22 protein-coding genes and 1 tRNA gene are annotated in these 21,997 nt (G+C 64.5%); 8 read left to right on the top strand and 15 right to left on the bottom strand.

The genetic code is table 11. The features are described from left to right. Positions 1-137: 137 nt before the first annotated feature. The 6 genes from rplL to KF838_01240 form a co-directional block, all read right to left on the bottom strand. The gene (gene rplL / locus KF838_01265) at positions 138-539 is read right to left on the bottom strand and encodes a 50S ribosomal protein L7/L12 (GenBank protein QYK48497.1); all 402 of its coding nucleotides are present in this window, start codon (positions 537-539) and stop codon (positions 138-140) included. A gap of 119 nt (positions 540-658) precedes the next feature. After that, the gene (gene rplJ / locus KF838_01260) at positions 659-1,207 is read right to left on the bottom strand and encodes a 50S ribosomal protein L10 (GenBank protein QYK48496.1); all 549 of its coding nucleotides are present in this window, start codon (positions 1,205-1,207) and stop codon (positions 659-661) included. A 34-nt stretch (positions 1,208-1,241) separates the two neighbouring features. After that, entirely contained in the window at positions 1,242-1,943 is a 702-nt protein-coding gene (gene rplA, locus KF838_01255; GenBank protein ID QYK48495.1) for a 50S ribosomal protein L1, read from the bottom strand. Between the two features lie 3 nt (positions 1,944-1,946). Next, positions 1,947-2,375, bottom strand: a complete 429-nt coding sequence (gene rplK / locus KF838_01250; protein ID QYK48494.1) for a 50S ribosomal protein L11 — start codon at positions 2,373-2,375, stop codon at positions 1,947-1,949. A 232-nt stretch (positions 2,376-2,607) separates the two neighbouring features. Then, entirely contained in the window at positions 2,608-3,468 is an 861-nt protein-coding gene (locus tag KF838_01245; protein ID QYK48493.1) for a hypothetical protein, read from the bottom strand. Positions 3,469-3,771: 303 nt separating this feature from the next. After that, positions 3,772-4,809: a hypothetical protein gene (locus KF838_01240; protein ID QYK48492.1), complete on the bottom strand. Its 1,038-nt coding sequence runs from the start codon at positions 4,807-4,809 to the stop codon at positions 3,772-3,774. A gap of 204 nt (positions 4,810-5,013) precedes the next feature. Between KF838_01240 and KF838_01235 the strand changes: the two genes are divergently transcribed. Continuing rightward, on the top strand, positions 5,014-5,706 hold the full coding sequence (locus KF838_01235) for a hypothetical protein (GenBank protein QYK48491.1): 693 nt from the start codon (positions 5,014-5,016) through the stop codon (positions 5,704-5,706). A 28-nt stretch (positions 5,707-5,734) separates the two neighbouring features. On the opposite strand, the gene KF838_01230 is transcribed toward KF838_01235, so the two are convergent. Continuing rightward, positions 5,735-6,850, bottom strand: a complete 1,116-nt coding sequence (locus tag KF838_01230; protein ID QYK48490.1) for an amidohydrolase family protein — start codon at positions 6,848-6,850, stop codon at positions 5,735-5,737. Between the two features lie 51 nt (positions 6,851-6,901). Here KF838_01230 and KF838_01225 point away from each other — a divergent pair, with 51 nt between their 5' ends. Next, positions 6,902-8,104 (top strand): glycosyltransferase, encoded by a 1,203-nt coding sequence (locus tag KF838_01225; GenBank protein QYK48489.1) that lies wholly within the window; start codon positions 6,902-6,904, stop codon positions 8,102-8,104. 55 nt (positions 8,105-8,159) lie between these two features. Here KF838_01225 and KF838_01220 read toward each other — a convergent pair whose 3' ends face one another. Further along, positions 8,160-8,732, bottom strand: coding sequence for a thioredoxin family protein (locus KF838_01220; protein ID QYK48488.1), 573 nt, complete (start codon positions 8,730-8,732; stop codon positions 8,160-8,162). A gap of 68 nt (positions 8,733-8,800) precedes the next feature. On the opposite strand from KF838_01220, the gene KF838_01215 reads away from it, so the two are divergent. Continuing rightward, positions 8,801-9,301 carry a hypothetical protein gene (locus tag KF838_01215; GenBank protein ID QYK48487.1) on the top strand — a complete coding sequence of 167 codons (501 nt, stop codon included), beginning with the start codon at positions 8,801-8,803 and terminating at the stop codon, positions 9,299-9,301. Here KF838_01215 and mutS read toward each other — a convergent pair. The 3 genes from mutS to KF838_01200 form a co-directional block, all read right to left on the bottom strand. Continuing rightward, the gene (gene mutS / locus KF838_01210; GenBank protein ID QYK48486.1) at positions 9,276-12,242 is read right to left on the bottom strand and encodes a DNA mismatch repair protein MutS; all 2,967 of its coding nucleotides are present in this window, start codon (positions 12,240-12,242) and stop codon (positions 9,276-9,278) included. The two genes, KF838_01215 and mutS, sit on opposite strands and share 26 nt — an antisense overlap. A gap of 290 nt (positions 12,243-12,532) precedes the next feature. Then, positions 12,533-12,871, bottom strand: a complete 339-nt coding sequence (raiA, locus tag KF838_01205) for a ribosome-associated translation inhibitor RaiA (protein QYK48485.1) — start codon at positions 12,869-12,871, stop codon at positions 12,533-12,535. Positions 12,872-13,441: 570 nt separating this feature from the next. Next, complete coding sequence (locus KF838_01200) at positions 13,442-13,915, bottom strand: hypothetical protein (protein QYK48484.1); 474 nt, start codon at positions 13,913-13,915, stop codon at positions 13,442-13,444. Between the two features lie 239 nt (positions 13,916-14,154). Between KF838_01200 and KF838_01195 the strand changes: the two genes are divergently transcribed. Further along, the gene (locus tag KF838_01195) at positions 14,155-14,616 is read left to right on the top strand and encodes a flavin reductase (GenBank protein ID QYK48483.1); all 462 of its coding nucleotides are present in this window, start codon (positions 14,155-14,157) and stop codon (positions 14,614-14,616) included. A 424-nt stretch (positions 14,617-15,040) separates the two neighbouring features. Continuing rightward, positions 15,041-15,694: a hypothetical protein gene (locus tag KF838_01190; protein ID QYK48482.1), complete on the top strand. Its 654-nt coding sequence runs from the start codon at positions 15,041-15,043 to the stop codon at positions 15,692-15,694. 120 nt (positions 15,695-15,814) lie between these two features. On the opposite strand, the gene KF838_01185 is transcribed toward KF838_01190, so the two are convergent. Genes KF838_01185 through KF838_01170 form a run of 4 tightly spaced genes read right to left on the bottom strand, consistent with a single transcriptional unit; the run spans position 15,815 to position 19,826 of the window. Then, positions 15,815-16,366 carry a hypothetical protein gene (locus tag KF838_01185; protein QYK48481.1) on the bottom strand — a complete coding sequence of 184 codons (552 nt, stop codon included), beginning with the start codon at positions 16,364-16,366 and terminating at the stop codon, positions 15,815-15,817. Continuing rightward, positions 16,363-17,142: a hypothetical protein gene (locus tag KF838_01180; GenBank protein ID QYK48480.1), complete on the bottom strand. Its 780-nt coding sequence runs from the start codon at positions 17,140-17,142 to the stop codon at positions 16,363-16,365. Before KF838_01180 ends, KF838_01185 begins: the two co-directional genes overlap by 4 nt. Continuing rightward, positions 17,136-18,179, bottom strand: coding sequence for a tRNA (adenosine(37)-N6)-threonylcarbamoyltransferase complex transferase subunit TsaD (tsaD, locus tag KF838_01175; GenBank protein ID QYK48479.1), 1,044 nt, complete (start codon positions 18,177-18,179; stop codon positions 17,136-17,138). The genes KF838_01180 and tsaD overlap by 7 nt, the downstream gene beginning before the upstream one ends. A 3-nt stretch (positions 18,180-18,182) precedes the next feature. After that, positions 18,183-19,826, bottom strand: coding sequence for a S41 family peptidase (locus KF838_01170; protein ID QYK48478.1), 1,644 nt, complete (start codon positions 19,824-19,826; stop codon positions 18,183-18,185). A gap of 106 nt (positions 19,827-19,932) precedes the next feature. Between KF838_01170 and KF838_01165 the strand changes: the two genes are divergently transcribed. The 3 genes from KF838_01165 (at position 19,933) to KF838_01155 (ending at position 21,937) form a co-directional block, all read left to right on the top strand. After that, positions 19,933-20,304: a hypothetical protein gene (locus KF838_01165; GenBank protein QYK48477.1), complete on the top strand. Its 372-nt coding sequence runs from the start codon at positions 19,933-19,935 to the stop codon at positions 20,302-20,304. Positions 20,305-20,353: 49 nt separating this feature from the next. Further along, positions 20,354-21,718 (top strand): GTPase HflX, encoded by a 1,365-nt coding sequence (gene hflX, locus KF838_01160; GenBank protein ID QYK48476.1) that lies wholly within the window; start codon positions 20,354-20,356, stop codon positions 21,716-21,718. Positions 21,719-21,865: 147 nt separating this feature from the next. After that, positions 21,866-21,937: transfer RNA gene (locus tag KF838_01155), tRNA-Thr, on the top strand. Positions 21,938-21,997 lie beyond the last annotated feature (60 nt).

Raw genomic sequence — 21,997 nt, 5'->3', positions numbered from 1 at the left:
TCCATCGCAAGCCCTCCCATGCACCGAACAAGAAGAGACCTGCGAAGCGAACCGCGTGAGGCACACTCAAGACGGGACCGACCCATTCCGGGTCGGCCCCGTTGGTCAATCAGACTTCAATCGAAGCGAGGACCCGATCAGGCGAGGGCGACGGTGGCCCCGGCCTCTTCGAGCTGCTTCTTGAGCTTCTCGGCCTCTTCCTTGGTGACGCCCTGCTTGACGGGCTTGCCGGGTGCCTCGACGAAGGCCTTCGCCTCTGCCAGACCGAGACCGGTGAGCTCGCGGACGACCTTGATGACGCCGATCTTCTTGGCGGCATCGGCGCCCTTGAGGATGACGTCGAAAGAGGTCTGCTCCTCCTTCGCGGCAGCAGCCCCGCCGCCGGCAGCAGCGACCATCACGGCTCCGCCCGAGGCGGCCTCGATGCCGTAGGCCTCTTTCAGGTACTTGCCGAGATCGACCGCCTCCTTGAGGGTGAGGCCCGCGAGCTCGTCGCCGAGCTTGGTGATCTTGGCATCGAAAGTTGTTGTGTCAGACATGTGGATCTCTTTCTTGTGAACGCTCGGTTTCCCGAGCCAACCCGACGCACGAGAGGGACCGAACGATTCGGTGCTTTACCCCCTGAGGGCCAGTCGTGCGAGACTTTGCGAATAGATGATCAGCCGGCCTTGGCGATGGCTTCGCCCTTCTCCAGCTTCGATTCGATGGACTTGACAAGTCCCGCGACTCCGCTGCCGGGACCAATGATCTGGGCCGCGAGCTTGCGAGCGGGGCTGAGCACGAGCGTGACGTTCTGTGCGATCGCCTCTTCGCGAGTCGGGAACTTCGAGAGTTCCTCAACGCCGGCTTTCCCCTCGAAGAGCAGGCCGTCGAGAATCGCGCCCTTGAGCTCGATCCCCGGGAAGTCCTTGAGGGAGTCGACGATCTGTCGCGCAATGTTCACGACCGACTGCTCGGTCGAGTATGCCAAGGCGCTCGACCCCGTGAGGAACTTGTTGAGCGGCTCCAGCGAGGTGCCCTTGAAGTTGTTGCGGGCAAGGGAGTTCTGGACGACCGTCACCTTGATGTTGCTCTTCCGGAGATTGTTCCGCAGGCGGGTGGTGTCGGTCCCCTTGATGCCGCGGATCGAGATCACCATGGCCTCCTCGACACCGTCGAGGCGGTTCTGGTAGTCCCGCATCATGATCTGCTTGATGGTCTTGGACATGGACGTGTCCTCTGGTTACTGGCGTGCGGGAAACTCAGGCCTCGCCCGCGGCGGCGGCGACATACTTGATCTGGATACCGGGCGTCATGGTGCCGCTGATCGTGATCTTCTTGATATAGGTGCCCTTGGCGGTCTGCGGCCTGGCCTTCTCGATCGTCGAGATGAAGGCCTCAAGGTTCTGCTGCAGCGACGCCTCGGGGAACGACATCTTGCCGATCACGGCGTGGACATTGCCAGCCGTGTCCGTGCGGTACTCGACCTTACCGGCCGAATACTCCTTCACGGCGTCCGTAATGTTCGGCGTGACGGTGCCCGCCTTCGGCGAGGGCATCAGCCCCTTCGGGCCGAGGACGCGTCCGAGCTTCGAGATCACTCGCATCATGTCGGGAGAGGCGACGGCGACGTCAAAGTCCATCCACCCCTTCTCGACCTCGGCGACAAGATCCTCGCCGCCGGCCTTGATCGCGCCCGCGGCCATGGCCTTGGGAACGACGTCGGAGGTGCAGAACGCGACGACGCGCTTGGCCTTGCCGATGCCGTTGGGCAGCGACACGGAGCCGCGCAGGTTCTGATCCGCCTGCTTGGTGTCGACGCCGAGGTGGATGCAGACGTCAACCGTCTGATCGAACTTCGGGCCCTTGAACTTCTTGAGGGCGGCAACCGCTTCTGCGGCAGACATGGCCTGCTTCGGCTTGAGCGGCGCGTTGGCCTTGTTTCGCTTGCTGAGGATTGGCATGGGTCAGGCCTCCACCACCACGCCCATCGAGCGGCACTGGCCCTCGATGATGCGGACCGCGGCGTCGATAGACCCCGCGTTCAGGTCGTTCATCTTCTCTTTCGCGATCGCCTCGAGATCGGCACGTCCGAGCTTCCCAACCTTGTTCTTGTTGGGAATACCGGAGCCCTTGTCGATCTTCGCCTTCTCTCGGATCAGCACCGAAGCGGGGCTGCTCTTGATCTCGAACGAGAACGAGCGATCCGAGTAGACCGTCACGACACAGCCGACCACCTTGCCCTTGACGTTCTGCGTCGCGGCGTTGAACTGCTGGACAAACTGTCCGGGGTTCACGCCCGCTCCACCGAGCGCGGGGCCGAGGGGCGGCGCGGGCGTCGCCTGGCCGCCGGGGGCCATGATCTTGAAAACCTTTGTGATTTCTTTCTTGGCCATTGGTCCTCACCTCCCACCCGACTCGGTAGCCATCTGGCCCCGGAGGTCCGCCCCGGCCATGTGGGACGAACAGTCGAGTGGTTCGAACGGTTGATCCGGGATGTCGGCCCCAGAGGGTCCGGCCATGGGGACAGCCCATGGCAAGGGGAGGACTGTAGGCAGATCAATCAGGCAAGGGCAAGCGCAGGAGAGGCGCAATGAAATAGCGAACGCAATACGAACACGCGGTGCCTCAGCGCTTCTTGGGCATAGAATTGGCGATCATCCCGCGCACACGCATGCCGAGAGACTGATCCAGCCCGAATCCCACGCTTCGATCGAGCATCTGGTTCGCGAGAGATGCCCGTCCCTCGGCTTCCATCAACAGCGCGACGACGAGCCACGATGACGCGCTCTGGTTTCGGTTCGCGTGCCCTACGACCCGGGAGACCATGGTTCGGATCCGATGCTCTGACCACTCCGGGATCGCGAGACGGAGCGAGTTGTCCGCAAGCCCGTGGTCCGATTCATACGCCTGATACACCACGGCGATCCCCTCGGAGACACGTCCGCTCTCGATCAACGCGAGCCCGTGACGCACCATCGCCCCGAGTGCCTCGTCAGCGTTCTGCTTCAGATGCGCCTCGTACAACGCGGCAGCTTCCGAGGCGCGCCCGGCGGCGAGCGCCGCATCGGCTTTGGTCAGGTCCGTGCTCTGCTCTGTCGTCGGCCCCTCCATGAACTTCGAGTAGGACGCCGGAATCAGATCTGCGACATTGACCGGCTCAGAGAGAAATCCTCCACGAGCGTCGTCAGGACCTCCCTCGCCGCACGCCCGCCATTCACGGTACGACCTGAACTCGAAGTAACGCGAAGGGTCCCAGCCGCCCGCTGCAAACGCGAGAAATCTGTAATCTGGAAACCCGTACATGGAGCCCGCGCCCAAGAGCCCCCCACTAACAGAGCTCGATACGACCGATCCGTGAATGCCATTCGGGAGTCTGTAATTCGTGATGCCGCCTCCGCTTGAGAGGATGGTCGCGTCGGGCGGAATCTCATATGTCATCTGAAAGTCAGCGATTCTCGCCTGTTCGTCCGTGCGGCGATCGATCATCTGCTGCAGCGTTTCCCTGGGAGACAGCTGCGTCTGCGGCACGCTCGCAGGAGGTGCGGCAGGTCGCTCCACCGGACCAAGACGCGAGGAGGTTCTCGTGCTCGGCAGCCGAGCCCCGGGCCCGGTTGTCGTCGCGGGTCTCGCGGGCGAAGTACGAGGACCGACACCCTTCTGTGCTGGCCCCATGTCTACCGATGGCTGGGCGTGTGCGCATGCACTGGAAGAGCCGATCACGATGGCCGCCAACAGTCCGATTCTCAGCATGGTCGCCTCCACATGAATCGCGAGATCACGGCATCTTACTTATTTTGCGGGGCTGGGCCGCGTGGTCTGGGGCGTGAGTTCCGCTCGCATGCGTGCCGCGAGAGCGGGATCGAGGCCTGCGGCTTCCGCACGATCGAGGAATCGTGTCGCAACCGCTCGCTCCTGGCGTGCTTGCGCGAGGACCGCCGCGACCAGCGCGGCATCGGCACGGCCTCCTCGGGATGCGAGCGCGGCCACGTCGCTCGACACACGACGCAGGTCCGTCGTCCCGCCGGGGAGATTCGCGGGATCGATCGGCTCGCCGACCATCAGCGGATCTGAGGCATAAACGGACGCGATTCGCTTGACGCCGGCATCGGTCCGCTTCAGGAGCAATTCGACGACGCCGAGCATCCGGACCGCGTCGAGATCGTCGGGGTACTGAGACAGATGCTCACGGTACAGGTCGAAGGCGAGTTCGGCATCGCCCTTCTGGAGGGCGGACGCGGCACGCTCGATGACTGGAACTCGTGCGGCTGCCTCTCTGGCCTGGTCTGCAGCGACGATTGCCGCGATCTCGGAGGGTTTGTAGTGCGGAGAGAGCCGCGGGTCCGGCCCGTACTGATCGTTCTGGTTCCGGCTCCATCCTGTTGCGCCACGAGTGGACGCGTGCGTGTACACGCCGGTCGGCACACCGTATCCGTTCAGCGATGCGGGCGCGGAGACCGACGTGCTGATAGCGACGCCGGACGTGATGGGTAGATCGATCGTGTTCACGGGATCCGGCGAGTTCACCTGGGGCTCAGCACTCGGACCGGGAGACGGAGCGACAACCACCGGAGGGCGTGGATCGAGACGAGGCGGGAGCACCCGCTCGGATGGCCGGTTGCCGCCAGTTGCGAACGTGTTTGGCGCGATCATCCGGACGAAGGGCGCACGCACGCCATAGCCGCGCGTCGGGAATCCCTGGTTCGATGTCCCGGGAAGACGCTTGCCCACGGACTGGGTTGGCTGTGCGCCTGCGTTTCCGGCAAGCGTGAGAACGCACGCCAGAAGGGTGAACGCAATCGCCGTGTGTGATCTCGTGCGGCTCGGCATGGATCGCTCCTCGCCTGGTTCTTCGACATTCTCTATCGGCCGCGTTGCGCAGCCACCCCTGCCTGCCCCACTCCACAGCATAACACATGTACGAGGCCGGGCACCCAAACGCCTTGCGTATTCTATACGGACTCGACCGATTCCTGTTGCCCGGGCAGATACCTCAGATGCACGATCACCGGCGGGCGTGTACCTTTATGGGGCATGAAGATCGGAACCTGTTCGCATTCATTCGCCCTTTGGGTCGCACTGGCGTGCTTGTCGTTAGCCGGCGGTTGTACCGCGTCCGTCGGCTCCGCATCGGGAATCCGGCTCGACGGGATCGATTCGTCGATCGGTCTCAGGCCGAAACCGGTGACCCGCGCGTATTACATCACGGACCCGTCGACCGCTGATTTCTACCTGACGGATCTCAGTGAGGACGCGCTTGAGGTCGGATCGAGTCTCTCCGGCGTCAGCGGCACGATCACGCATGTGCATCTCTTCGCGATCCCCAAAGCGGGAAAGACGCCGATCGATCGCACCGCTTCAACTGCTGCTGTCCGGACGCTGGTCATCGCACAGGGGCACCTGGGCGTTTACGGTGGGGGCGGCTTCATGCTCCCCTCGGGCAAACCTGGGGCTCGATCGTTCGGCGGCTCGATCAGCGGGGCATCGATCAGACTGACCGGCACCACGCCCGGCTTTGAGGATCGAATCGGAGCGGGAGAGTTCTCGGCTCGCCTCTCAACGCCGCTCGATCAGGGCACGGCGAATCGCATCGCAGCGCGGCTGGAAGAACTCGTCCGGCTCACCTCTCCCGTCACCATCGGCGATGGCATCTCCGACGATCGGGACAAGGCGAGCGATCCCGATCCGCTCGAAGGGGTCGCGGTCGATCCGTTGGAAAACGAGTGAGCATCCGTCGAGGCAACTGCGGGTTTCGTCAGTCGAGCCATGATCCGAAAACGCGCCGAGCCGCTCCCGCGTAGAGCGTGCGGAGCATCGACGGATCAAGCGACTTGCCTCTCAGCAGGGGGGCATCTGTCGGCGTGAAGCGTGACGGATCAACCATGGCAAGATCGGGATCCGCGATCGGTGAGGGGCCGTTGTAATCGGTCTCCCAGAGCGTTCGCAGAGCCCAGTAGCGGCTCGCGTAGAGCTCGAAGGCCTGCTCGGGCGAACTGGCCAGTTCTCCCGAATAGACGCCCGCCTTTTTCTCTGGCATGAGATGCTCGTCTGTCGTGACGATGTCCGAGCCGAAGAGGATGCGACCGGCGTAGCGGGAGAGGAAGTCAACCACCTCGTCGCGCGAGTGCTTCGAGAGCTCGCGGACCATCCACTTGGTGGCAGAGGTGTCGAGATTCAACGCCGGGTGACGGTCCAAGAGATCAGAGAGAAAGGCCATGTCTTCCGGCCAGCCCCCCATGTGTGCGAGGATCCAAGGACCCGCGAAGCGATCGAGCATCCGCTCCAGCGGCTCATACTGCGAGCGCTTGGTGCCGTAGCGCGAGGCGTCGGCGTACTTGGTGCTGAACCACGTGTCGGGATCAGCGATGTGGACCTTGACCATCATGCCGAGCGACTGGGCCAGTTCGACCTGACGGATGCGCCAGGGCGAGTCGAGCGGGACGTAGTCGTTGGCATCATCACCCGTCGCGAGATCTCGCAGGCGCGGCGCACACCAGAGCTTCATCAGCCGCGCATCAAACTCCGTTCTCCAGCGTTCGATGTCGGCGAGATATCCCGAGGTCATGGCGGTCCGCCGGTCGGCGGATCCATAGTCGGGAACGGCAACGAACCGCGCCATCGGACCGAGGACATCGCGAACCGCGTGCGCCTCGGCCAGGCGTGTCTGTGTCACGATCCGGTCGATGCCGTAGAGCACCGCAACATCCTTGAAGACCCGAGCGGCGTGCCCACCGTTCACGTGGATGTGGGCATCGATGATCGGAACAACCGGCGTGCCGAGCTTCGCCGCCTCGGCGCGATAATCCAAGCCGAGCCGATTGGCGTCGGGGTTGCGTGCGCTCACATTCTGTTTGCTCTCTGCTGCGGCCACGGTCGATCATACCCTCCGCTCGTCCGAGCCCCTGACCCTCTGGAAGACACAGTGCCCGACGAGACCCCATCCAGATCGCTCTCACCAGCGACACGCGTCGCGCTGGCGCACGACTGGTTGTGCACCTGGCGGGGCGGCGAGATGGTGCTCGCCCGGATCGCGTCGATCCTTGAGCGCGAGGCACAACCCGGCACTCTCTACACAATGTTTGATGCGGGAGAGCCGACCGGGTCACCGATCGACCGGTGGAATCGCATCTCCTCGCCCCTCAACGGGCTCCCCGGCGCGATCCGGATGCGCCGCTGGCTCATGCCGCTCTACCCCCGGGCTGTAGGGTCTCTCGGCAAACGGCTGGAGGCGGACCACGCCAACGAGCCGATCGACTTGCTGATCTCGACGAGTTCGGCCGCGATCAAGGGACTTCGATCACCTCTGAGAACGGACGGCTCACGGGTCCCCCACCTCTGCTACTGCCACACCCCTGCGCGGTACGTCTGGTCGCCGGAGGTGCGCGGGGAGTACGCGGGCGGGGGCGGGCTGAGCGCGGCCGCGCTCCGAGCATACGGGCCGCTCTTTCGTCGCTGGGATAGACAAACCGCCTCGAACGTCACGCGCTTCATCGCCAACTCGTCGCACACCGCAAGGTTGATCGAGCGAGCGTACGGGCGAGAGTCAACCGTCATCTTCCCGCCGGTGCGGACGTCCTTTTTCACGCCCGACCCCTTCACGATGCGATCGAAGTCGTGGCTTGTGGTCGCCGCCCTCGAACCCTACAAGCGTGTGGACCTGGCGATCCGAGCTGCGGGGCTTGCCAAGCGGCGTCTGATTGTCGCGGGCGAGGGGTCGATGCGTGCAAGACTTGAAGAGATCGCGCGGGAAGACGCGCCCGGTCTGGTGGTGTTCGAGGGACGGGTGAGCGACGAACGTCTCCGCGAACTCTATCGCACCGCAGAACTCCTGCTCTTCCCACAGATCGAGGACTTCGGGATCATCGCGTGCGAGGCCATGGCGTGCGGCATGCCGGTCGTCGCCAGACGCGCCGGCGGCGCGCTCGACATCGTGCGCGACGGCGTCACCGGAGCCCTCTTCGATGAACCGACGCCCGAGGCCCTGATCGAAGCGACGGAGCGCGTCCCCCGCGCACGCCAGGCCACGTCCGATTCCTGCGAAAAGTTCGCGGCACGCTTCGCCGAGGATCGCTTCGATCGCCAGATGCTCGAAGCCATTCACACGTGCCTCAGCGAGGGCTCTTGAGACACGCCTTCACGCTTCGACCCGGCACAAGACCGAATGTGTCCGCAACGTCACGTCAGTCTTGGTGGCGATCGCGAAGCTTCGGCGACAACCGAAGCATCAGTTGCACGCGCTCCAACTCGTTCACCCAGTCCTGGAGCGTGGCGGCGATCTCGTCGGGCGGGACCGGGGCACCGGGGAGCGGGCATGATGCGCCGAGCTTTGCCGCGGCTATTGCCCGGTAGCGTGCGAGCGAGCGGTCACCCATCAACGAGCAGAAGTCGAAATCCTCGTTCAGGAAGAGGACGGTCGGGACGCGCAGCCCCGAACAGATCGAGAGCGGCTCCGCGAGATCGAGGTTCTTGTCGCGATCGACGACGCGGAGCGCGATCTTCGCGGGGTTGGCGCGTGCGAGATGGTCGAACATGGGGACCTGCTGGACGCAGTCGCCGCACCAGGTGCCCGAGACGATCAGGATGTTCACCTGGCGGGTGAAGCCCGCGATGAGCGTCCGCTGCGGGTCTGTCAGCATGACCCGGGCGTGGAAGTCACGCCACTTGGACTGCTGATCGGGAGTCCCGGTCGCGACGTACGCGTCGTAGGCGTGCCCGGATTGGAACTTGGATTGGAGGAGGGTGTTGGTGAGCATGTGAGACTCCGATGCATCTTGACGAGCATACGTCACAAGACGACAGGCAAGCGTGGTACACTCGGCCCGTGGCTCAGACACCTCGACAGTTCATTGACGATCGAGGCAACCCAGTCCGGATGCCATACCTCCCGGACTTTGATGCCATCTGCTCGCGCATACCGGGCCTGCGCTCCCTGCTTGTCGATCTCGATCCGACACGCCCGCGGCTGAGGAGCACGCTGAGCCCGGGCCAGCTCGCCTGGTACGGCGCGGCGTGCGGGCTTTGGGTCGCCGTGTTCCTCTTCATGCGCGGGCATCCACTCCCGTTCCGGATCGCCGCAGGAGTCGGCGTGATCTCGATCGTGATCGTGGGGTCTTACTTCCGCCGGCGTGCCGGCTTCCGGCGGGGACTCCGGGATGTACGTCGCATCATGCTCGACGCCACTCTCTGCCCCTCATGCACACACTCGCTGGAGGGGCTTCCTCGCCATGAGGACGGGTGCGTGGTGTGCCCGGAGTGCGGTGCGGCGTGGCATAACGGTCCTATCGAGCAGCCCAGCGTTATTGCTCGTCCACCCGTCGCTTGATCTCGCGCAAGAGGTCGAAGGCCTGCATGGGTGTCATGGCATCCAGCTTCATCTCGCGGATCTCGGAGACTGCGGGATGCTCAAGGATCTCGGTGAAGAGTGCGAGTTGTGAACTGGGCGCGCGGGTCGTGATGCGAGAGATGTCGGGCTTCTTTGAGCGCGGCTCCTTTGCCGACGTGCCCTGGGGTTCAGCGGCACGCGGCTCCGTCTCGCGAGTGCCGAAGACGCTGCCATCCCCGGCTCCACCACCCATGTCGTGCTGCACCGCGAGTGAGTCGAGAACTTCCTTCGCGCGATCGGTGACGGTTCGCGGGATCCCGGCCAGTCTCGCGACGTGGATGCCGTAGGACTGGTCGGTCCGTCCTGGCAGGATGCGATGCAGGAAGACGATCTCATGCGAGCCGTCGGGCGTGGTCCATTCGCGCACGGCAACGTGCAGGTTGCGGACGCGCCCCGGCAGACGCTCTTCCAGGTGCGTGAGTTCGTGATAGTGCGTGGCGAAGAGCGTGCGCGGGCCTCGACTGCCTTCACCCTCGCCTGGACCATCGCTCGGGCGCGGCTGTACGAGGTGCTCGGTGATCGCCCACGCGAGCGAGAGGCCGTCGAGCGTTGATGTGCCGCGCCCGATCTCATCGAGCACAACGAGCGAGCGATCGGTGGCGTTGTTCAGGATGTTGGCGGTCTCGGTCATCTCGACCATGAAGGTCGATTGCCCCTGATGGATCGCATCGTCGGCACCGACACGGGTGAAGACGCGATCGACGATGCCGATCGTGGCGCGGTCCGCGGGGACGAAGCTGCCGGCGTGCGCGAGGAGCGTGATGAGCGCGGTCTGGCGGATGAACGTGCTCTTGCCGGCCATGTTGGGCCCGGTGATCAGGGCCAGGGGAGCGCGGGCCGCGTCGTCCGGCACGATCGCGCCGAGTTCCAGGTCGTTGGGCACGAAGTCGCGCCCGAGCCGATCCTCCAGCACGGGGTGGCGTCCGCCATGGATCACCAGTGTCGGCTCTTCGACGATCTCTGGCTTTATCCACCCCTTCAGCGCGGCACGATGCGCCAGCGCATGAAGGGCGTCGAGCTCCGCAACGATCTCAGCGAACGCGCGGATCTCGGTGAGCCGCGCCATCGCATCGGCGCAGAGCGCATCGAAGATCGCCTGCTCGCGACCGACCGCTCTGGCCTCCGCCGTGGAGACTTTGTCCTCGAACGCCTTGAGTTCCGGCGTGATGTAACGCTCGGCGTTCTTGAGCGTCTGCTTGCGCGTGAACGTGGCGGGCGCGGAACGGGCCTGGGCCGCCGTCAGCTCGATGTAGTACCCGAAGATCTTGTTGAACCCGACCTTCAGCCCCGCGACCTGGTGCTCGGCCATCAGACGCTGCTGATACTCGATCATCCACTGTCCGGCGTCGCGCTGGAGCAGGCGTGCCTCGTCGAGCTCCGCATCGATCCCGTCACGGATCAGCCCGCCCTCGCGCAGGTGCGCCGGGGGTGCGTCCACGCACGTCGTTGTGATGCGCGTGGCGAGGGGTTGGAGCGCGTCACGTATCGCGTTGAGGCGTGAGGCGTATGGGCCGAACGCGCCCGCCACACGCCCTTCCTCCGCACCAAGCGAACTCATGATCGCATCGACCCTCGCCAGCGAAAGCCCGAGCGCCACGATGTCCCGAGGCGTGACCCGCGCGAGCGCGACCCTCGCGGCGATCCGTGCCGCATCCTGCACGCCGTCGATCGCTCCGAAGAGGCCCGACGCGAAGCGACGATCCTCGACCAGACATGCGACGCACGTCTGACGTTCTCTGATGCGATCGACGCTCCCGAGCGGGCGCACCAGCCACTCTCGGAGCAGCCGCCGCCCCATGGGCGTCGCGAAGGCGCCGGGTGTGCCGAGGAAGAGTCCGAGCAGGGACCCGTCGCCCGTGCCCGAGAGGTTCCCCGCACCCGCGAACGACAGCTGCCTGAGCGGCCGCTCGATCTCGAGTGCACGCAGACTCGTCGCGTCGATGGCGAGCAGGCCGCCCGCCCCAGCCGCTTCGACGCGCGGGACGGAGAGGTGCGCCAGCGTCGCGCGTGTGAGTGCCGCGAACGCCGAGTCCTTAGGCACGCTCTCGCCCGCTGCGGGAGTCTGTGTTTCCTTCAGGTACCGAATGACCGCGCCCGCCGGGGGCACACAGACACTCCGATCGTCCAACCCGAAGCCGCCGAGCGTCCGGACCTTGTATTGCTCACGCAGTGCCTCAAGCGCCTCGTCGGGCCTGAACTGCCATGATGGGCGGGGCGTGCCCGAGATGCTGAGTGCCTCGATCACTCGCTTCACTCGCGCGGGAGGACGCCCATCGCCCGGATCGGCGTAGAGCAGCTCCGTCACGCCGCGCCTGGATAACTCATCCACCAGAGACGAAGCGGGACAGGCGACGACGGTGAACGCGCCGGTCGAGACCTCGACGACGGCGAGGCCAACCTCCCCTTCGTCCGCTTCGTCATTGCCATCGCCCCAGCCGCTGAACCACGCCGCGCCGAGCCGATTTGTCGCATCGTCCGGAAGGACCGAATCATCGACGAGCGTGCCCGGCGTGAGGACACGGGTCACGGCGCGAGCGACGATCCCCTTGGCCTCGGACGGGTCCTCGATCTGATCGGCGACCGCGACGCGAAAGCCCGCGATGATCGCTCGCCGGAGATAGACCTCCAACTGGTGATACGGCACACCGGCCATGGGCATCCCGGCCGTGCGTTGCGTGAGCGTCAGCCCGAGGGCCTTGCTCAACTTCACCGCATCATCATCGAATGTCTCGTAGAAGTCTCCCATCCGGAAGAGCAGCACGCAGTCAGGATGCTTCGCTTTAAAGGCAAAGTACTGGCGCATCGCCGGCGTCTGGCGCGGATCGTTCCCGCCTCCCGCTTTGGCTCCACTACCGCTTCCGTTCGTGCCGCCCTTCGACATTGCGAACAGGATACGGACTTCGGGCGCAGGAGTCGCGCTCTTCCGCGATGCTTGGACCGAATCACAGACTCCAAAAGGGGCGCGACCCGATCGACGTATCGACCGGGTCGCTGTGGGGGGGAAATGGGGACTGTTTGAGGCCGGGATTTCTCCCGACGGCCAGATCATACCCCTCAAACAGAACGTGTCAATCAAGCGACAATCAGGAGAAAGTTCCTTCCGAGGGGGGGGCGATCCGACCCTCCACCCATGACCTGCGTTCCAACTCGCGGATGGCTGCCGGGGTCGCTTCAGGCGACAGCCCTGCAGGGTCTGCGCTGCCTGGCGTTCCGTCGCTCAGTGCGACGCGCAAGCGCACGCTTGAACCGACCCGTCGCGCGATCGACCGCCCCGTACAAATCGTCGGACCGATCCACGACGACCACCGGCTCACCGGAGGTCGCAAGCCCCGCCTCGATGCGGCACGCCTTGTCGATTCCGCCACGAGGGCCGTTCTCGTCCTCAAGCACAACCGTCACGGTCGAGAGGCGGCTTGCGAATCGCTTCACAGCGCCGAGCACTCGTTTCGACACATGCTCTCGGATCGGATCAGTCACAGGTAGATTGGTCGCGCGTATCACAAGCTGCATCGTGCCTCCTTGGCCTGTGGCCCTTTGACGTGCGGACGACACCCATCCCTCAAGGTGCCAACCGTGATACGCGCAGTGCCGCCGAAGGTTCACGAACAGACGCCGCGTTCGCGCCCGATTCGACCATATGGGGTACACACCCGGTCCGCGCGCGTTCCACGCAACGCGCAAGAAAAAGCCCGGTCGGTGGTGGCTCGACCGGGCCGGGAGAACGAGCAGCTGCTGCGTCCCTGCGGACCGCCAGGAAGGAGATCGCCGAGGGCCGCCCGTCCTTGGGTGGCTTGTCTCGGCGCTTCATGCTGGCGTGGGCGTCGATTCCCTTCGCCGTCCGCTGCTCGTGCGTCATCCTGATCGAGGCGGCTCGCAAAGTTCCGAGCCGCCCCTTCTTGAAACCCCGTGCCCCACTCTCTCGAGTGGAGCCGGGCTGGGCGATCCCTCACCCAACCTGCTCCGCGTCCGGAGCCCCGCATGAATCGAACGTGCTGTCGGTCACCCCCGACCCCACTTCGATCCCGCGGCTCTCAAGCGCCCGTCCGTGGCGCTCGTGGTGAACACTCCCGCTCGCGGCACTCACATCTCGCGCCGTGCCTCGTTCTTCGCGACCAGCGACGGAAGACGCGCGAACCGCTGCGCCAACGTCTGCTTCCACGATGCTCGATCCCGAACCTCCAACCGATTCCCCGCGCCGATCACCACAACCTCGATCCCGCCCCCACCGAGCCCCGCGAGCTCCAAATGAAGCCGCGGCAGCGCGATCCGTCCTGCCGAATCGGGCTCGATCCTCTCCGCAAGTGAGAACAGATCTGCCTCGAGGTCCGCAACATCCTGATCCGGTGTCAGTGTCGCGTGTGCGCCGCTCAACCCCTGCGAGGCGAGCTCTTCGAAGCAGGCCTCCGAGTACAACCTCACGATCCCGCCCGGCCACGGCACGCAGTACCACGCCTTCCCGTCCCGGGACTCTTCCCAAGCGTTCCGATACTTCGCGGGAATCTGCAAGCGCAGCTTCGCGTCGATCGTCAACTCGGAATGTCCGGTGAAGAGCATGACGCGTGGCTCCCTTGCTCATGGCTTGGGATTCTGCCCCACTTCGCCCCACTTTGCAACACTCTGCCACACTTCTTTCTCAAAATGTGGAGAAGATGTGTGTGGAAGGCGACTAGCAGGCGTGCTCAGCGGATCATGTTCATGCTTTAGAAGGATACCGATCGGTCGAAAGCCGGGTTCAGCGTGAGGTCTGTGTTTCCGATACAGTCGGTTGACGATTCCCACACTCGTGAGAAGCCATGGCCGCAGCGAAGCACAACCCCATCGAAGAGGTGCTCGCGATGCTCCCCGCGGCGTTGTTCCTCATGACGGCCGCATATGAGGGCAAACGCGCCGGACACATCGTTCGATCCGTACAGGTCTGCTCCGACATTCCCGTGCTGATCTGCGTCGCAGCGAGGAAGGGACACTCCATCGCCCCGCTGATCCGCGACAGCCACAGATTCGCGATCTGCATCATCCCGCCGGCCGAATCGGCCATGCTCAAACGCTTCGAGCTGGAGATCGCCCCCGACGAGATGGGCGACACTTTCGACGCGCTCTCGGTCGAAACGCTCAAGTCTCAGTCGCCGATCCCCAAACGCTCCCTCGCGGCACTCGATTGCGAGGTCGTCCGCCACTTCGATCTCGAAGCAGACCATGAGCTCTTCATCGGAAGCCCAATAGCGGCAAGAGTTTATCGTTCGAATCCAACAGGGTGACCCTGTCCGTTCGACCAGTACACCACATCCCCCCTCTTCTGGCGGTATCCAGCACCCCGGGGCTCTTCGAGCGTGGCCTCGGCGTGACCAAAGCCGTTATCGGGCAGGTCATGACGCTTATTCCGGCCCTGAGAACTCCGTTCGTCTCGAAGGCAACCGTACAGGTGGCCGCCGCGAACATTTCGTGTAAACTACTGAAATTCAATGGCTTGCGAGAATTATCCGTCTGCGCACAAAAAACTTGACAAAATGGTTGCGAAACGTCATACTCGCCGCACGGTCGGGTATGCTCTGGTGCTCAGAGGTTCACCGGCCGTCGCGAGGCAGAGAGAGACCTCCTCGCACTTCTCGATGTGTTGATTCCAGTCTCGTGCGTGTGCATGGGATCTGACTGGTTGAGTAGAGATTGTCAGGAGAGATAGACATGAAAACTGCGTTGAAGGTTGTTGGGGTCCTCGCGCTTGTCGCCGGATCGGCCTCCGCCGATATCCGCCTGGACATCCCGTCCACTCACGTCATGCTGCCCGCGAGCGCGGTTCAGGCCATTGACCTGGGCAGCGGCGCGGTTTCCCGCGGCACACCCGTGTATTCCAGCATTCCCGGGCCGTACTCCGCGTTCGCGGCGGGCTCGTTCGCCCACATCGATGACTATCAGTCGGTCCACCCGGCCACCGCGTCCGGCAACTTCAAGATGGATGCGTGGCTCTTCGTCGGCGGCGTAACCGCTGTCAACGGCATCCTCGACTTCTTCTTCCTCGACAACTCCAACAACATCGTCTCGTCCTTCGGCGTCTCCCTCCCCTCGGCTGGCGACTTCATCTGGACGATCACCCCGACCGTCCCGGCTGACGTGGCCGTCAACGGCCGCCTCCAGATCCAGAGCCGCGCCGGCACGACCGGCCGTTGGTTCATGACCACCACAGCCCCGCTGCCCGGCACGAACAGTCTCACGTTCGGCCACGGCAGCACGCTCGCTCCGGCACGCTACGGTGCGTTCCAGATCCAGGCCCTCCCCACCCCCGGTGCGGCGGCTCTCCTCGGTCTCGGCGGCCTCATGGCGGCCCGTCGTCGCCGCTGAGTGATACTCGACGCTGACCTGAGAGCGTCGATCTATGATGAACTCAGGTGAACTCGCTCACCAGCCCGGCCCTGTGCCGGGCTGGTGTTCTTTTCGGCCACGAACACTTGGCTTCGCACCTCACTTGATCGGATGTTCCCCACGTTCCGCTCGCGCCTCGTTCACGCGAAGCAGTGCTGGCGGATGCTCACGCAGAAGCTTGATCAGCTGGCTCGCGGTGCACCCGAGCCGGATCGCGGCTTTCTGCGGGTCGAGCTTCATCGCAAAGAGCACATCCATCGCCTCCGCCAGCAGCGATGGGTAGTCCGAGTGATCGGGATTGCACACGATCCGCCCCCCTTGCACACGCGACCTCCAGAGCGCGGAGCCGATCTCGCCGAGCGGCACCGTTTGGCGATGTTCCGTCGCGAGCAACAGTCGCAGCCGCCGGATCGCGACCTGACGATTCTCCGACACGCTGCGCCGCTCTCCGGCGTGCGCCTGCATCCCCGAGGGCTTGTGCGTGAGTTCGACCATCGTCTCGACCTTGTTGCGATGCTGCCCGCCGGGGCCCCCACTCTTGCCACGACCCTGCACGCACTGCGCCAGGAGCGTCTCGTCTGGCAGTGATGCCGGATGCCCGGAACCCTCCGGGCGTTCATCCCGTGAGATGGTGACGGGTCGCCGGCTCATGGCGCGGGCCGACCATCTCGTGTGGTTGCCATGGGTCCGAACCAGATCTGCTCCACGAGCGAGTGCCCATCCGGATCCGCCGCCTTCAACTCGTCGCGCGTGAACGGGAAGAAGTCGTTTCTCCCGAAGTACGCCTCCGAGATCTCAGCGAAGTACTCCATGTGGTTGTTCAGTGCGTAAGCGCGCCTGAGCTCGCCCGGTGTCCCCATCGAGAACGCAACCCGCTCGTACACGCCCGAGGCCACCGCACGCTCGAAGGTGCGCCTGATCTCAATCGGATCGCCCAACTCATGCTGCAACGCGTGCGCGAGTTCATGCACGATGCAGAGGGGCTGCTCCGCCCTCCAGAGCAGATACTCCTCCACATTACAGACCTCAACCGCCCCCGCACGATCCGGCCCATAGCCCGCGTTCACCAGCCAGTCCCGGCTGGGATGGTGGCACAAGCCCCGCGCGTTCCACCCACCCGCCGAGGGAAGATCGGGCGTCAACCAGATCGGCGTCGTGCCCCGGAGCATCTCGATCGCGTCACGCGGCAGCAGCAACGCCGCCAGCTCAAGATCCCACGTCAACGCCGCGATCGCGCGCCGCCCCCCCACCGAGTCCGCAGAGAGCAGGTCGCGATGGACAAGGACCCGGAACCCCGCGATCGTGCGCTCTTCGTAGGCGTCGATCTGCGGGATATCAGGACGGACCGACGCCGGCTCAGTCGGCGGCTGCGGGTGCCAAGCCGTGCCGAGAAAGAGCGATGCGATGATGATGAGCGTGTTCAGCATGCTGTTGTGGGTGTTGGTTCGAGCGTCAGATCATCCCCGCGTCCAGACGCGAACATCGCGTGCCCGAGCCCCGCGATCATCGCGGCGTTGTCGATGCAGTATCTCATCGGGGGCAATCGCACATCGATCCCGCGGTCCTTGCCCAGTCTCATCAACTCGGCTCTCAGGCGGGAGTTGGCGGAGACACCCCCGCCGACAAGGAGCGAGCGGCAGGGCGTCGAGTCGAACGCACGTTCGAGCTTGATGAGGACCGCGCGAACAGCCGCACGCTGGAACGATGCCGCGATATCACGTCGCTCGTCGTGCGTGAGCCGCTCTCCTGTACGCGGGTCCGACCCTGCCTGCGGATCGCCTCTCACGGCGAGCATGGTCGCGGTCTTGAGCCCGCTGAACGAGAAATCGAGCGAAGTCGGACTCAGGCGTGAGATCGGCAGGTCGTGGGCACGATCATTCGCGCCGGGTTCTGCCGCGAGGCGATCAAGGTTCGGCCCGCCGGGAAAGGGCAGATCGAGCAGCGTCGCCGCTTTGTCGTACGCCTCGCCGATCGCGTCGTCGATCGTCGCCCCGAGGCGAGTGAGCACAACCGGCGACTCAAGGCGATAGATCGAGGTGTGACCGCCGCTCACGACAAGCCCGATCGCGGGGTACGCCGGACGTTCGTGCTCTGCGAGATCGAGCAATGGCGAGTACAGGTGCGCGTGCACGTGATCAACGCCGACAATCGGGAGCCCCATCGACCAGGCGATTGCCTTGGCCGCCGTCAACCCCACAAGGAGAGACCCGATGAGGCCGGGCCTGTGCCCGACTGCCACGAGCCCGACATCGTGGAGCGTGGCGTCCGCCTCTCGCAGCGCGGTCCTGAGCACGGGAAGGATGCTACGGACGTGGGCTCGCCCCGCGAGTTCGGGAACGACACCCCGATACTGGGCGTGCAGATCGTTCTGAGAGGCGACTACGGACGACCGAACGCGCCGGCCGTCCTCAACGATCGACACGCCGGTCTCGTCGCAGGATGATTCGATGCCGAGCGTCAGCACGCCTTACTCGCCGGTTCCTTCCTCGGACTTTTTCACATCCGCACTCTGCAAAGCACGCTCAACATTCGGACCGGTGATCTGCAACTCAGAGACCTTCTGCCCGCTCTTGTCGTAGACGATCAGACGCCCGCCAGTGATCTCGATCTCGTCGTCCCAGAGGTCGGGCAACTCGGCCGGCTTGCCGCTTGCCGCCTGGAGCATCTCGATCCGCTCATCGATCCGAAGCAGTTCACGCTCGATGCGGTCCCGCGTCCGAAGCAACCTCGCCAGCTCCTCGCCCGCCTGGGCCCCGCGCTGCGGCAGCGGCTGCCCGGTCTGGAGCCACTCGCCGGTATCGATCTTCGCCTGAATCGCCCGCAGCGCGGCGGCGAGCTGCCGATCCTTCAGCTTCTCGAGGATTCGATCGGGATCCGCCCAATCCGACTCAGAAGCGGACGCGCCATTTCGAATGATGTCCTGCTCACGCCGAACCGTGAAGAGGTCGATCACCTCCTGATCCGTGATCGGCAGATAGAAGCCATCCGTCGGATCGACGCCCCACTCGGCGGAATCACCCTTTCGATGCAGCGAGCGGCCAGAAGGCAGGTAGTAGGCCTGCTCGGTGATCTTGAGCTGCGCGCCGCCCGAGTTGGGCAGCGTCCGAACGGTCTGGACCAACCCCTTGCCGAAGGTCCTCGTTCCGACTACGACTGCTCGCCCGTTCTCAGAGAGAGCTCCGGCCAACACCTCCGCGGCTGAAGCGGACTGCGAGTTCACAAGCACCGTGATGGGAAACTCAGGAAGCGTCCCCGGAGCAGATGCTCTGGCAACCTCTTCCGAGTGCGCGCGTCCCTTCGTCGAAACGATGACACCCTCGGAAAGGAACATATCAGCGATCGCGATGGCATCCTGCAGGACGCCGCCTCCGTTCCAGCGGAGATCGACGATCAGCCCCTTCACCTCGCCCTTGTCAGCACCCGCCGCGACGAGTGCCTGAGCGAACTCGAAGGAGCAGTTCGGTGTGAACTGGGTAAGCCGGAGATACATGATCTTCCTGGCCGGATCGATGTACGCCTGCCATTTCTGGGCATCTGTCGGATCACGGTGGAACCCCTTGACGGACCGCGTCTTGATCGGCTCGCGCACGACCTGCAGCTCGATCTGCTCGCCCTTGCGCTCGATTGTGAGCGTCACGCTCGTCCCCGGCTCGCCCGTCAGCCGCTCCACGCATTGCTCGTCGGTAAGCCCGAACGTCGACTCACCATCGATCTTGGTCACGCGATCGTCGGCCATCAGACCTACGCGATACGCGGGCGAATCCTCCAGAGGCGAGGCGATCGTGAGCCACCCGTCGCGGATCTGGATCTGCGCTCCGATGCCGACATACTCACCGGTCAGTTCCTTGTCGAACTCCTTGCGATCCCGCGCCGGCACGAAGACGGTGTACGGATCGTTCAGCGTCTCGATCATCCCCTGGATCGCACCGATCTGCATCGCCTTCTCATCCGGCTGCTCCAAGTAGTAACGATCGATCGCGCCCTTCACGTCCAGGATCGGATCAAAGAACGCGAAGTCGTCACGCCTGGCGATCGCGAGGGTCGAGCCCACGACAGCCACGCCAAGAATCGAGAACAGAACGGCTTTGGTCGCCAGACGAGCGGTCTTCAAGGGAGTCTCCATGGGGTCCGCACCGGTTCTACAAGCGTAGGTTCGTCCGGTGACAGGTCCGGGTTCGGCTTCCCCGCCAAGTCGCCTTGTCCGTACCATCCTCCCGATGCGGATCCGACGATCAACGGGAGTCCTGATCGTGGCTTTCGTCGCTGCCGTCGTTGCCACCATCGCGATGCCGCGGGGCACAGGTGCCTGGGCCGCACTGCTCAGATTCGCCGCAACCCTGACCCTCTTCATTTCCACCGTCGGACTTCTCTTGCTCGGCATCAATTCCGTGCGTGACACCATCCTCGGGCGCAGGCGATCAAGCCGTCGCTCGTTCCCGGCCGGTCGCTGCCACGCTTGCGGCTACGACACCTCCAGTCTCGTCCGCGGCATCGTCGCCTGCCCCGAATGCGGGACAATCCTCGCATCGATCCCGGACGGGGTCCGAGCCGAGCGCGACGACATGGGAGCCGCTTCCGATACGCCATAGCCGCTCCATCCCTCGCGTACAATCACGCGAAGGCGAGACACTCACACGCATGACCGCAAACAAAGAACGCACGACAATCAAGGTCCAGTCCGAGCGGGCGATCCTCGCCGCGGTTCGACTCCCTGACTCAAACTACGACATCGCCAACCCATTCGGCGAGCTCCGTGCGCTGGCCGAGCAGGCGGGGGCGCTGGTCGTCGGAGAGGTCGAGCAACGTCGCGAACGTCCGGAAGCCGGCATGTTCATGGGGCGCGGCAAGGTCGAGGAACTGCTCGGCATCTGCGACGCCACCGGCGCGACCACCGTGATCTTCGACCACGACCTCTCCCCACGCCAGATCAGCAACATCGAAGAGGTCGTGAAGCGGAAGGTCATCGATCGCAGCGAGCTCATCCTCGACATCTTCGCCAGCCGCGCCACCACCCATGAGGCCAAGCTCCAGGTCGAACTCGCGCAGCTCGAATACACCTATCCGCGCCTGAAGTCGATGTGGACGCACCTCGAACGACAGGCGGGCGGCGGCATCGGCACACGCGGGCCCGGCGAGCAGCAGCTTGAAACCGACCGACGCCTCGTCCAGGCCAGAAAGCTCGACCTCCTCCGCGAACTCCGCCTGATCCAGGACAGAAAGCGCCGCGAGGTCCGCCGCAGAAAGAGCGACCACGTCACCGTCGGCCTCGTCGGCTACACCAACGCCGGAAAGAGCACGCTCTTCAACACGCTCACCACCGGCGGGGCATATGCGGACGATCGCGTCTTCGCGACCCTCGTCACACGAACCCGCGAGTGGGATCTGGGCGGCGGGCTCGCAGTCATGCTCTCGGACACCGTCGGATTCGTCCGCGACCTCCCCCACAACCTCATCGCTTCCTTCCGGGCAACGCTCGAAGAGGCGACACACGCCGACCTTCTCCTGATCGTGCTCGACGCGTCCGATGATGCAGCCGAACTCCAATACCGAACCGTGATGTCAACGCTTGAAGATCTCTTCAAAGAGACGGCCGAGGCAGAGGCCGCGGACGGCGAATCGTGGAGCGAGCCCGCCGTCGCGCTCCTTCTCAACAAGGCCGATCGGCTGCCGACCAACGCCGCCGTCTTGGAGTGGCAGTCGCGCGTGCCGGGCGCGATCGCGATCAGTTCGCTTCCCGGAGCCGACGGCAGGATGCGCCTCGGCCAGGACGCGCTCGAAGACATCGTCCGACGCCACGCGCAGGGAGATGTAGACGAGGTCGAGATCACGCTCCCCCTCAGCGAGGCCAAGTCGATCCACTTCATCGAGAACCGGGGACACGTGCTGGACAGGGCCTACGACACTTCCACAGTCACGCTCCGCGCCAGAATCGGACGACGACAGCTCGACCAGCTCCGATCATCCGGAACCCGCATGCAGGTCCGGAGCGGCGGGTCCGCGTGAGTCCCGAAATACGCCGAACTCACGCCGGGAATGCGCCCCAGCCGCTGACCAATCACGCGGAAAGCACGATTCGAGGGGCCGAGTGTGGACCCGGGGGGGATTGCCTGCGATACTTCGGGACGGTCGCCCGGGCTCGGGAGGCCGCACGCCACCTTAGCTCAGCGGTAGAGCGATGCTTTCGTAAAGCATAGGTCCAGGGTTCAAATCCCTGAGGTGGCTCTTATCGATCATGTCAAACACACGGAGCCCGGTCCTGCGACCGGGCTCCGCTCATTCTGG

It is taken from the genome of Phycisphaeraceae bacterium (assembly GCA_019454185.1).
Taxonomy (GTDB): Bacteria; Planctomycetota; Phycisphaerae; order Phycisphaerales; family UBA1924; genus JAHBWV01.
Note: the sequence above shows the minus strand (reverse complement) of the source record. Positions and strands in the feature narration are given on the sequence as shown.